The 12,221-nt window shown below is 62.5% G+C and carries 9 protein-coding genes; 3 read left to right on the forward strand and 6 right to left on the reverse strand.

Features of this window, described 5'->3' with window-relative positions; all coding sequences use genetic code 11:
• Window positions 1–726 precede the first annotated feature (726 nt).
• Entirely contained in the window at window positions 727–4,392 is a 3,666-nt protein-coding gene (locus CCR98_RS19965; protein WP_157721548.1) for an autotransporter outer membrane beta-barrel domain-containing protein, read from the reverse strand.
• 373 nt (window positions 4,393–4,765) lie between these two features.
• Here CCR98_RS19965 and CCR98_RS19970 point away from each other — a divergent pair, with 373 nt between their 5' ends.
• The 3 genes from CCR98_RS19970 to CCR98_RS19980 are packed head-to-tail and all read left to right on the forward strand — an operon-like array spanning window position 4,766 to window position 5,879.
• Window positions 4,766–5,386, forward strand: a complete 621-nt coding sequence (locus CCR98_RS19970) for a hypothetical protein (protein WP_157721549.1) — start codon at window positions 4,766–4,768, stop codon at window positions 5,384–5,386.
• A 39-nt stretch (window positions 5,387–5,425) separates the two neighbouring features.
• Window positions 5,426–5,641: a hypothetical protein gene (locus CCR98_RS19975; RefSeq protein ID WP_087923957.1), complete on the forward strand. Its 216-nt coding sequence runs from the start codon at window positions 5,426–5,428 to the stop codon at window positions 5,639–5,641.
• 58 nt (window positions 5,642–5,699) lie between these two features.
• On the forward strand, window positions 5,700–5,879 hold the full coding sequence (locus CCR98_RS19980; RefSeq protein WP_087923958.1) for a hypothetical protein: 180 nt from the start codon (window positions 5,700–5,702) through the stop codon (window positions 5,877–5,879).
• A gap of 2 nt (window positions 5,880–5,881) precedes the next feature.
• On the opposite strand, the gene CCR98_RS19985 is transcribed toward CCR98_RS19980, so the two are convergent.
• From CCR98_RS19985 to CCR98_RS20005, 5 genes are read right to left on the reverse strand one after another with little or no spacing between them, the layout of a single operon-like run.
• Window positions 5,882–6,529 carry a response regulator transcription factor gene (locus CCR98_RS19985; protein ID WP_087923959.1) on the reverse strand — a complete coding sequence of 216 codons (648 nt, stop codon included), beginning with the start codon at window positions 6,527–6,529 and terminating at the stop codon, window positions 5,882–5,884.
• A 52-nt stretch (window positions 6,530–6,581) separates the two neighbouring features.
• Complete coding sequence (locus CCR98_RS19990) at window positions 6,582–6,956, reverse strand: type IV pilin protein (RefSeq protein WP_232463058.1); 375 nt, start codon at window positions 6,954–6,956, stop codon at window positions 6,582–6,584.
• A 4-nt stretch (window positions 6,957–6,960) separates the two neighbouring features.
• Window positions 6,961–10,692, reverse strand: a complete 3,732-nt coding sequence (locus CCR98_RS19995) for a PilC/PilY family type IV pilus protein (RefSeq protein WP_157721550.1) — start codon at window positions 10,690–10,692, stop codon at window positions 6,961–6,963.
• A gap of 10 nt (window positions 10,693–10,702) precedes the next feature.
• Window positions 10,703–11,263 (reverse strand): PilX N-terminal domain-containing pilus assembly protein, encoded by a 561-nt coding sequence (locus tag CCR98_RS20000; protein WP_087923961.1) that lies wholly within the window; start codon window positions 11,261–11,263, stop codon window positions 10,703–10,705.
• Window positions 11,260–12,216, reverse strand: coding sequence for a PilW family protein (locus CCR98_RS20005; RefSeq protein WP_157721551.1), 957 nt, complete (start codon window positions 12,214–12,216; stop codon window positions 11,260–11,262). The genes CCR98_RS20000 and CCR98_RS20005 overlap by 4 nt, the downstream gene beginning before the upstream one ends.
• Between the last annotated feature and the right edge of the window lie 5 nt (window positions 12,217–12,221).

Consider the following 12,221-nt stretch of genomic DNA (forward strand, 5'->3'; position numbering starts at 1 on the left):
TGCTCACCTGCGCTCTCCGAATGAATGGCCCTTGAGGGCGAAAGCCAAACGCTGCACCCTTTTTATCTGAATGTCGAACTGTGAGCCTAATGGTGCGGCTAAGGTCTGGCCAGATGCCAGAAGCAGCGCCCAGCTCGGGTGGTTAGGACTAAGCCACGCTCGGCATTCCAACGCTGGTGTGGGCGCTCGAAAGGGCAGTGACCAAGTTCGGCCTCCGCCTCCCGGGGTACCCGCGCACCGGTCATCCCCATGCCACCGCAAAGCGCCCTGAAGGTCGGGTACCAGCAGCGGCAGGATCAAACAGAACCTGCTGACCTTGACGCTGGAAAATCCACTGAGAGAGCTCGGGCACTGAGCTAGATCCAGTCTCACACTGCGGAATGCCGTTGCAGTGTTCTCGCATTGACACCTGTCTGCTCTCGGCCAGAAGCAAACATACCCCCTTCCCGCGATAACCATCCCGGATCGTGTAGTGATGACCTGCGCAAGATGGAGCGCTGAGCCGCCGCAGCGCACAGCCTCGGGGTTTTGAACACAAATGGCCCGCCGACCAAAGCCCAACGAGGCATGCAAGACAAAGGCCGGCGGGCCGAAACGGATAGCTGCAGCAAGTATTGCGAGGAAACGCCCATGCCGGCTATGAGAATGGTCTGATTTTCAACAGCAACGGCCCGCCCTCCTTACGGAAAGCGGGCCACTGCCTTCAGGCCATGTTGCCTGCCGCTATTACCAAGCGTATTTCACGCCCAGCTGCCCACCTACGCTGCGGAAGCCGTAGTCGCCCTGCTGGACGTTCAATTCACCCCAGCCGGTCAGGTTCCGCGACAGCTGAAGCTGCGCACCGGCCTTGGCCTCATATACGTTCTTCGGCACAATGCCCTGCAAGCGCTGCTCGCCCAGCCAGACCGCGTTGGCATCATTGCCGTTGCGGATCCAGTTGACGCCCACGAAAGGCTGCACGCGGTTGCCAATGGGGGCAGTCGAATGGCCGTACAGGCGGGCACCGACACGGGTCTGCAGGCCACCGGCCTCGGCAGCCTTCACCACCGTGCCGTTCACTTCCTGGTGCTGGTCACCGTCCATGCGATAGTCAGTCCAGATGGCCTGCACCTGCGGCTCCAGATACAGCGCGCTGCTCTCGTTCTGGTGCAAACGCAGAGCGTAGCCCGCTTCCACTGACGCCGATAGGCTGCGCGACCGGTAGTGCTCGGGGGTCAATGCGTCACCCTGAACTCGGTTCTTAAACTGCGCCGCCTGCAGCCAGCCGTCGATGTACAGGCCGTCATCGTCCTCGGCATCCTGGATCCAGGTGGTGTAGACGCCGAGCGCACGGCCATCGACGCGACCTCCAGCCCCGTAGCCGGTCAGGGAAGAAGTAACGCGGTTAGTGGCTTGGCCGCTGGCGGCCATGACGCCGAACACCCCGCGATCCTGCTTACCCCAGGAGGTCACGTCGCTGCCGATCTGCACCACGTTCTGACGGCCATGCCCCACAAGCTGGTCGTTGACACTGTAGCGCGGCTGCTCGGTAATGACACGGGCCCAGGCAGCACCCAGGTCGCCATCGCCACGCTGGCGCTGGGCCAGGTTCGGTTCGCCCACACGCTCGTGCAAATCCATACTGAACATAGCCACGGCCGAAGCTTGGTTGGCCAGGTAGGCACCCGCTTCCGGCCGGAAGACAGGCACGGGCTTCACCGGCGGATCGATGGTGCAGTCGTTGCCATCGCACGGATCCACCTCCGGATCCACCGAAGACAGTTCTGAACGCAGATACCAGTCACCGTCATTCGGGTTGCTGTGGCCGCCCTCGTACAGGAAGTACTCGTAGGCACCGCCCACGGCGCGGCCGGCCAGCGCGTACTCGCCTGCCGACACGCCATCGACCTGCACCAGCTTGATGCCGTCCTCGGTCTGCGCGCCGCTGCCGCCGATGTTGTTGACCGCGATCTGCGCATTGCCCGAGGTATCGCCCTTGACGTGCAGTAGATCGGTCGGCGAGGCGTCGTCGCCAAGCGCGGTGTTCATCGCCAGCAGGCCGTTGTCGGCGTGGAAATCGCCGTCTACGGTCAGGGTCTTGTACTGGCCATCGGTATGGTCGAAGACCACGCTGGAGCCGACCAGGTTGAGCATGCCAACCCGCGAGTCGCTGGTTACGTCCCAGCGGCTGCCATTGGCCAGCGACAAATCGCCAATGGCATCGGTGGCGCCCTTCCAGTAGCTGTTGTTGTCCAACAACAGCGAGGAAGTGCGATCCAGCGCGCCATTACCATCCACATCGCTCGAACCTTCGGCAAATCGGACATCGCCCAGCGCAACCACATTGCGATCGAATACCAGGGAGCTGGCAGCGTCCGAGCCGAATTCCGCCAAGGTACCGTTACCTTCGATGGTTGTGCCATCAGTGGCGGTGAGGGTGCTACCGTCGAGCAACAGCGCCGATGCAGCATCGGCATGCAATGCACTGCCAGACAGCGCGATGCTGGCACCGTCGCTGGCGCGCGCGGCATTGGAACCCATGCCCTGCGTGGATACACTGGTGTCGGACACCGTCAGCTGTGCGCCACTACGCACTTCCAGACCATGCGCTGCATCGCCTAGCGTGGTGACCTGAGAGCCAGCGATGGTCAGCGCGCTGCCAATACCTACTGCTGCCGCGCCCTGGGCGCCCTTGCCCTCGGTGCGCACGCGCACGCCATCCAGCGAGATGCGATTGTTGCCACTGTAGGCAGCCGCACCCTTGGAATTTTCACCAGTGGTATGGATGCTGCCGCCGGTCATAGTCAAAGAAGAGCCATCGCCCTCGGCATCAAGACCATCGGCCCAGTAGCCGGTGGTGGACAGGTCCGATGACTGGATCTGCACCTGACCGCCCGAGGAGGCGACCACGGCGGCGGCACCGAACAGGTTGCCCGTAGAATCCAGCGTGCGGTCTCCTGCGGTCTCGATCAGCGAGTTGGAGATGAACGCTGTGCTGCCGCCAGCGGCCCACACGCCGCGGCTGCGGTCGCCTTGGGTCGACAAGTGCGAATTCTGTACATCCGCATGTGCGGTTCCGGTCAGCAGCAGGGAATTGGAGTCGACACCCAAGGTGGAAACATCCGAACCGGAGATCGCAACCTGCGTATCGGCATCGCGGCCGGTCACCCCGTTGTGCATATCGGAGGCGATGGTGGAGTCCGTGATGACCAAGGTGGCACCCCCAGTCGCCGCTGCACCATGCGCCGCACCACCATTGATCTGGATTGAGCTGTTGTTCATTTCGATGCGAGCATCAACACCATGTGCATATGCGCCAATGGCACCTACGCCTGCGGTCGAGATGTTGAGGTTGGCTGCGGTGATCGTGCCTGCGCTGGATTCCAGGCCGAAGCCACCCACGCCGGAGGTGGCGATGTTGCCACCGACCAGATCAACGCGGCTCGGCGCCGACAGCACGACGACACCGCTGGAATGATCGCCAGTGGTGGTGATATCGGTATTGCTGGCAAAGGCCGTGCCGCCGGTCTGGGCTTGGATGCCGTGGGACAGATTGCCTCCAGTGCTGATCGAGGAGTCAACGACATCTACGTGCGCAGCGTTGTGAACCTTGATGCCGGCGCCATCATCGCGCCCATTTTGGCCCGAGCGGATGGTCACGCCCTGCAGGTGCGCTTGGCTGCCTGCATCCGCGTAGATCGCAACGTTACGAGATTCGATGGTGCTGTCAGTGACGTTGAGGGCAGCATTGCTGCCTTGGGCCAAAAGACCGCTCAAGCCACGCACGGTAGCGCCGTCGATGTTCAGTGTGCCACTTCCAGTGTCACCACCGCCGACGATGCCGCCCCACGCGCCACCGGCGACAGTGATGGTTGTGCCGTTTCCGCCGCTATCACGGCCGATGTTGACGGTGCCACCGTTACTGGCGCGAACACCGTCAGCGAACTGCGCTGCGTTGGTGGTGATGCTGCCACCGTTGAAGTTGACGGTGCTCCCGGTGTTGCTGGCCGCGATGCCACGACCATTGTTGCCGCTGGAGGTGAACTGCACGCCTTCAGCATTGATCTGCCCGCCCTCAGCGGCGACCAAACCCGCTCCAACGTACCCGCTGGTGCTGATGGTGCTGTTGTCCAGATTGATAACGCTGCCGGCGCCGCTGGCGTAGGCAGCGTGTGCTTCGGCACCGGTGGTGATAAGAGTCATGCCTGAGGCGTTGATGGAGCCGCCGTTGAGCGCCTGCATGGCGTGGCCTTGGTACGCGCCGGCCTCACCATCAATGGTGTCGCTACCGATCGTGATCGCAGTGCCATCAGCAACAATGGGCGGGGCTGCAGCAGCAGCGAGCGGGGCGCTCAGGGCGACCGCCACGGAAAGAGAGAGCACGCGTCGCGCGCAGGAAAGAGTGGTTCGCATGGATTAGCCTCGTTTCAGAAATGGGCCAGTTGGCCGACGAGGGGGAATGCTAGAAACCGGCGAACGACCTTCCTATTTGAAAATTCGCAAAGTTCTGGACGCCTTCCACACAGTTAAGGGGGCCTTAATCTGCCTGAACCCTTGTACACAAGGCATTGCCGCCAGCTGATGCTAAGAAATGAGCGCACACCACTGGCTAACAGGGGCGCCATGCTGGGATTTCTGAATGGTTACATCTCTTTGGCTCCCGCCGAGCATGCCGATATGAGAACGCTTCGCCCTCTCATTCCACTGTATTTTGCAAGTTCTATTAGATACAGCCCCACATTCACGCTGCAATAATTCGCCACCCTGGTGACAAAAGCGGCTCGCAATGTCTGTGATCAATGTGGTCGTCCAGAAGGACAAAGGCGTGGTCGCCGTCGACACATTTTCAAGCGTCCCGGGCGCTGGCGGTGAACTACGAGGCATGTCCCGCGTACTACTGCTGCCGCACGGACAGATGCTGCTGGCCTGCCGCAGCCACCAGGACTTCTTCTTCACCATCTACTGCGAGCTGCTTAAGGTTTCAAATGCCCCACGCTTCGATATCGACAGCGCCGAAGGCATCGTGCCTCGCCTGCTGGATGTTCACTGGCGCACCTATACCCAGTGCGGCGAGGCCAACGCAGACGCTTCACCGGCTGCCACACAGCAGTTCGATCTGGTGGCAATGGGGTGGTCTGAGAAGAGCGGCAGCGTGATTGCACGGGTGTTTTCCAAGGTCAATGGTGCCCCAACGCGGTCCACCAAGGCCGAAGGCAGCATGGCCAGCCCTGGCCACCCTCTGCAGAAGTGGAAGGGTTCTACTGACGAAGACGAGATGGTGCGCGCTGCCCGCGTCCAAGTGCATTACCGCAATTTGATGGCCGGTGCCACGGTCGCCGGTGGCGACCTGCTGCTGGCATCGATCAGCCGCGAAGGTGTTTCGATGAAGAAGATGCAAGCGCTCTGAGGACCATGAAGTTCGTCATTCTGTGGTCAAGGGGTTGCCATGATTGTGTGTGATGGCTGGATCTTCCGTTCCGATGAGGTGGAATCCATCGGCTCCATCGTTGATGAAGGCAGCGTCTGCTGGTTCGCGATACGCACCGTTGCCGGCAGTGAATACGTGATCTGCCGACAGAGCATGGTGGAAATCTTCGCCCAGCAGGCCACACTGCTGGCAGAGCTGCACCAGCGTGACTGTGAACGCGAAGCGCGCCGGTAGACGCCCATGCAGCGGAGCGCCCAGGCCCGCACCCTCGCTGCTATCTGCAGGCGGATACGTGTTCGCCTCGCGCGATGTAGCATTCGTATCGAGCGTGCGCTCGACCGCGCGCAGCCACTACTTCCAGATCGGGCTGCGCTCTGGCCAGAAGATCTTCATTGTCCATGCGTGCCTCGAGGCAGCCAAGGATGAGAATGACCGCTTCAACAGCGAACTTCATCACGCGCTCGATCTTTGACACTACAACTTTGCTAGCAGCCTGAAGAGCTCGGCATCGCCATTGATGCCAAGCCGGCGCATCGCGCTGATTTTCTGATGGCTAACCGTGGCCACGGTCCGCTTTCGCAGCTGCGCGATCCCCGTCAGAGTCAAACCCTCTCGTAGCAACCGCAGCACGTCGGCTTCGCAGGCCGTCAGTACGTCCAGGGGCGATGCGCCCGGTGGGAGACGTTCGGCTAGGCGCAGGCGCGTGGCCTTGCACAGATAGCGGCGGCCCGCCATCACGCCCTGCATAGCATCAAGCAGCTCGGCAGAGCCCGAAGTTTTGTGCACGTAGCCGTCGATGCCGCAGGCGAACGCCAAGTCAATCTGTTCGGGATCGTCGTCAGCCGTAAACACGATGATCCGAAGCATGGGATGCTGCGCGCGCACACGAGCCAACATGGCCAGGCCGTCCGGCAGTTCTTCCTGCGGCATGTGCAAATCAAGCAGCAGCAGGTCACAGCTGCGGCTGCCCAGCAGAGCTTCCAAACTGCTTGGCCCTTCAGCGTGTCCAACAACTTGGAAGGCCTGTCCGGCATTGGTGACAACTGAGAGCCCAGCCCTCAGCAGGGCATGGTCATCGGCAATCACCACGCGGGTAGCTGTAGGGTAGGTAGTCATGCTCATGCTAGTTCTCTCCCCTGTCAGATATGGAAATACGCTTGGTCGGCGCTGCTAGCTACCAGCATTCGCTCCGCGTAGGCCAGGTGCGTCCAGCCTGGTCCAGAGTCAATTGGCCGCAGGCCCCATCGGCTTGGCCCGTCGCTGGATCGGCGATGACTAAATAGCCACCAGCAGTTGCCTGCACCTGCAGGCGGTAGCTGTCCAACTGGGCCACGCAGGCTGCCGCTGGTGCCTGCAGGTAGCTCAGTGCGCGTGTGTAGTGGCGTTCAAGGACATTGGCCTGATCGACCATGCACACCTGCGCGCGCACGCGATGGGTCTTGATAACGTGCTGCCGGTAGGACGGCAACGCGATGGACGCTAGGATGGCGATCACCGCGCAGGTGATCATCAGTTCCAGCAGGCTGAAGCCGCGGCTCTGCGGGTGCACCGTCTCATTCCTCCTTGTCGTCGACCAAGCGGACCTCGCGCCAGCTGACCCGGCGCACGCGATTGCCGATCGGGTTGGTGATCACACCGAACAGCCCGCCATCCTCCCCCGTACCGCCCAGCCAATCGCCAAGGAAGCCGGGCGCGTTTGGCCCTTGCTCAACTAGATAGCCCGACGAGGGCACCGGGCTGCCGTTCTCATCCAGCAGATCGCCGGGGTTGCCGACGTGGCCGTTTCCGTCCATATCGAAGAAGCTGTCGTCCAGGCGTCCGCCAGTAAAGGGGTCCAAGGCCATGTAGTAGCCCGAACCCGTTGGGTTGCACGGATTGCTCGCATCGGGAATGCGGGTAGTTCCCAGGAGCACTCGACCTCGGAACTGGCTGGGCACGATCATGCGCTCGCCCTGCGCGCCGGCCGCTGGTGATACCAAGTCCATCACCCAACCGTCTTCACCCGGCGCATCCTGTTTGTCGACCACGCGGCCACCATTGGGACTTTCTGCGGTAATACGGGTGGCAACCAAGCCTAAGCGCCCATTGATAGGATGCCCCTTGTCGCGCAGGCCGTACCAAGATTGCACACGGGTATCGCCCAGATCGGCCATTTCCAGAAGCGCGCCGGTGCCGACGAACACCCATGTTTCGGCGGTATCCGGGTTGCGTCCCACTAGCGGCGCGGCGGTGATGGGCTGCGCTTCGCTTCCGCTACGTGCGGAAAACAGCCTCTCCGCGCGACCGGCGTGCAAGCTCACCCGGAATACGCCCCCCCCAAGATCTCCCACGTAGGCCGTTTCAGCAAAGCCATCGCGGTCGCTATCCCAAGGGCGCGGACCGGATGCTCCCTTGCCTTGATCGTCCAGCGAAATGCTCTGTACCTGTCCGCCCGCCAGCCCTATGTTGACCAGCTGCGAACCGCCCGTACTGCCTTCTACGCCATTGCCTAGCATCACCCGCCAATCGCCATCGGCCACCTGAGCCACGAGCGGCTTGCCCAGCACACGACCAAGGCCGGGGATGGTGCGGTCGTCATGTTCCCAGAGCAAACTGGGGCTGCTCGGGTTGGTTACATCCAGCGCGAACACACCCCGACCGCCTCGACCCAAGGTACCAACCAGCACCGTCCGCCACGCACCGCCGATAAAAGCGTCGGCTACGGTCAACTCGCCGTCCACGTTGTACTGGTGCGTGTAGCCTTCGCGGGTGTACGCCCGCAGCGGCTCTCCGATGGCCGTGGCCGGCATGAAGGCGAATATCTCCTCACCGTTGGCGGCATTGAACGCATGCAGCAACCCATCATTGGCACTCACATACACGGTAGGGATGCGGCTGGCCTGCGCGGCAGCGAACGCCGCATAGCGGTCCGAGCCTTGGAAGCGTCGATTGCCGTACAGACGAGGATTGGGCGCGCCGGCATACACGGGTGAGGAATTCACAATATCGCCCAGCAAGCTTTCACGAATGCGCAGCCCTTGCCGACCCTCGTTGCTGCGATCACCCGACAGATAGTCAAGCACACTGCCATCACCGAGTACGTTCTGCGCGGCAGGTGGCAGATTGGACCACCGCAGTGGCAGCAGTCGCCCCCCGCTTGCGGTGTACAGAGCGCGCCGCTTCCAGTCGCGCGCGTCCAGCCGCGCCGCAGCGCTCCATTGCGCAGTTCCCGTGTTTGGTGCACCGCTTGTAGCGTCGACACCATAGGCCGCCAGATCGCCAGTCCAGCTACCGGTACGGTAGGATGCAGTGAAGATGCGGCCGTCGACATCCAGCGCGCCGCCATTGCTGGCCAGCGCCGAGCCCGCGCCCGGCCTGGGCTGAGCAATCATCTGGAAAGCATTTTCTAAGCTGGCGACCATCCGCGTGGCATCGGAGGCGGCAAAGAACGTACGTGGGCGCTTCTCGCGCCTGTCGCCGTTGACAAGATCGACACCGTTCCACCAACTGGCATCGGCCAGCTTAGCTGCGGACGGATCGAAGGGATTGAATCCGTCCGGCACGTTGAAGCCACCATACTTTGCTGCCAGCACGTACTGATTTTGGGTGATCTTATAGTCGCCCTTTTCAACCACATCCACCCAATAGGTGCGCATGGTCTGCCTGCCTGGCAGGCCGTTGGACGCGGTGTCTGGGCGCAGGTCGGTGGTATTACCCAGATACGCCAGCGCAGCGATATAGGCCGAGTTGTATTGCTCCGGCAGGTAGAATGATGCGGCGGTGGCCAGTCTGCTGGCCTCTGCAGCCGAATAGCCTTCCATACGCCAGATCTGGGTCATGGCTTTCACTACGTCATAGGTGGTGTCCGCGGCCACCGTGGCCGGCTTTGGGTGGTCCTCGCCAACCTTGCTGGTCGCACCCGGCAGGTTCTTGTCTTTCCAGGTATTGGTATCGCCAATGCCAAGCAGGGTGTTGCTCTGGCACTGGTAGGCGATGGGGTCTTCCCAGCGGCTGATGACCGGGAAGCCATCGGCCTGCCGGTAACGGGTGGTGGTATTGCTGGAAAGCGCACTGAACTCGGCGACATTGCCCAGCCCGCGCATGTAGCGCGTGGCGGCGTAGTACAACTCACTCACGTTGTCGTAATACTTGGGAGTACGGCCAGTCTTCATTTGACCGAACTTATTGAGGTAGTTGATGACACCGCTATCCTTCACCCCGCCGCCGGTTGCTGTGGCATCGGCGGGGTTAGGATTGGCAATCTGAACGCCGGTAACTGCGTTCCACTCCGCTGCAGCGTTCATCGAGGGCGGTTTAATAGGATCCGGCACCAGAGGGCCGATGAATTTCTGTCGCGCACGCAGCACGCCGCCTTCCGGCGCCGGTTCGAAGCCCCCTTGGTCGAAGGCGTTGGGACCACCGTTGTTTAGATAGCCGAAGATTGAGTAGCGCAGCCGGCCACTGTAGCGTTGCAGCAGGCCTTCCGGTTTTGCGCTGGACGCATAAGCGACGCAGTTCGTCTCCAGCCCTGCTGCGGCATCGCAGACTTTTACCCGCATGCTGACCTCATAAATCACACTCTGGTCGCCCGGCCGGCCATTCTGGTCCGGCACGAGCCGGTGTGCGGGGTCGTTCGGGTTGTAGGGCGTGCTTGCGCCGGTTACCTTGGCCGCGTCGATGGCGGCATCCCGGCTGCCAGCGAAGTACATGCGTGCTCCCAGGCCGTAGACACGCGCATAGATGGCGTTCCAGGATGCAGGCGTGGAGGCGGCCACCAGCGCCGCATCGGCTGCGTTGCCTGCCGGTATACGCCGCGTGGCAAAGTTGGCGGCGCGGTTCTGTACGGAGAAATCGGCCTTTTCCAACCACGTTTCCTGCGGTGTATCACGCACGCGATAACCGCCGGTCAGGGCCTTGCGGAAAGGGTCGATAGTCTGGGTTGCGACCCAGTTGAGGTAGCGCCCATCCCAGGCCTTGCCCTTGCAGGAGCCCTGCCGCAGGCCGACCGGCTCGAAGTGACGTTGCGGCTCACTGGCCGCGTACACATAGCGGTAGCACTTAGCGTTGTCGAAGTAACCTTCGTAGCTGGCCGACGTGGAATAGTCCCCCAAGTTGGCTGCGCTGATGAGCGTCGGGAATTCCACCGACGGCACCAGCACGAGGTTGCCTGGCACTTCGATCTGCGCCGTCAGCGGTGCCTGTGCGATCTCGGCACGAAGCGGGGGCGCCCCCAGTGCACCGACCGTGCCCAAGCATAGTCCCAGCAGGTGGGCGCGGCTGGGAAGACAGTAGGGCACGTGGGACATCGGTTGAACCTCATTCACGGACGATGGTCGCCTGCAGCAGAACCTGCGAACGGTCCGGTGCGGCCTGGTGGTCTGATCCGCGTGCAAGCACGCGGTAGTAGTCGGCTTCGACGCGCCCGGGCGATTCGCCGTAGTTGGGTTCATCGCCCAAGCCGAGTTCGATCTGTGATTCGCGCCGACCCATGTACTGCATTGCGAAGCCTGGTGCGCCGGCGCTCAGCGCCTGCGGCTGCAGGTCGTGCGCTTCGCGCCAGCCACGCCCTGGCGCGGCCGAGCCGGCCAGCGAGGGGTGTGACCAGCACAGAGCACTGGCGATATCAAACCGGCTCGAGCAATCGAGCCCACCCTCACCCTCACCGAAACGGCTGGCGCCAATGGCCGCCTGCGCTTGGTCCAAGGCCGCTTCGGCGTTCTGGAACGCCATGGCCCGATCGCGGGTGCCTGCGGTCATGCGTTCCTGCAGTAGGCTGGAACGCAAGCCAACCAGCACCAGCAGCGATACCAGCAGTAGCACGATGAGGACGGTGAACAGCGCAATACCGCGCTGGTTGGAAGCAGAAGAGAGGGTCATTGCAGGCGGCTCCGCACGCTGTAAGTCTGTCGAAATACTCGCGAGATGCCAGCTTCCGCCCCCGAGCCGGCCGGAGTCTCAATCTGCAGCTGCACGTGCACCGCGCGTACCTGACGCCATTGGCTGTCCGCGATCTGTTCGGCTGTCACGTAATCGGTCTTACCTTCCACCAGATAGCGCAAGCCGAAGTGGCTCACCCCGGCCAACACCGGGCCACCACTGGTCACCTGCCCGTCGACCAGTTCCTGCCGGTACAGCGACGACACGCCGTGTTCGTCATTGCCGAGGAACCAGCGAACTTGGCGCGGCAGGCCGAAGGCCGTATCGACACCGAACCGATGCCGGGCCGCTTCCGCCGGGGTTTCGGCCGGGCACGCCTCGCCGATGCTGAAGTAGTCCGTGCAGTTGGCCGGTGCGGCGTGGCCGATATTGCCGCCGTTCCCGGTAACTCTCACCAGCGTAGCCATCCTGAAGTCACACAGCAGCAGTGGCGCCCCAATGGGGGGCAGCTGGCTTCCGGCGACCGGGATCGGCTGGCTCGATGCCACCTGCCCGGTTGCGCCGATGGCAAGTGGCACCACAGTCCACAGGCGTAGCGCGGGGCCCTCGGGCAGGCGTTGCCCCGCACCACTGCCGGTGGTCAATACCGGGTCTTCGAAGCTGACGCCACTTCCGGCCAAGGAGCCTTTCAGCGGCTCGCCCAGTGTTCCCCAAAAGGGCCGGTCGCGCTCTGCCAGCAGATTGGTCACCGGGAGTCGGTTATCACAGAGCAGATCGCCTGCACCCCGGATGTCACGGCCAATCAGCTCCATTGCCAACCGCCCCGACTCCTGCACGCGCGATACGCTCAAGGTGGACTGGGTGCCGGTGAGGGACGCGAGGTAGAAGTACCCGCATGCACCGAGCAACAGCAACCCCAATGCCATTGCAATCATCAGCTCGACCAGACTCACCCCTC

It is taken from the genome of Stenotrophomonas sp. WZN-1, assembly GCF_002192255.1.
Taxonomy (GTDB): domain Bacteria; phylum Pseudomonadota; class Gammaproteobacteria; order Xanthomonadales; family Xanthomonadaceae; genus Stenotrophomonas.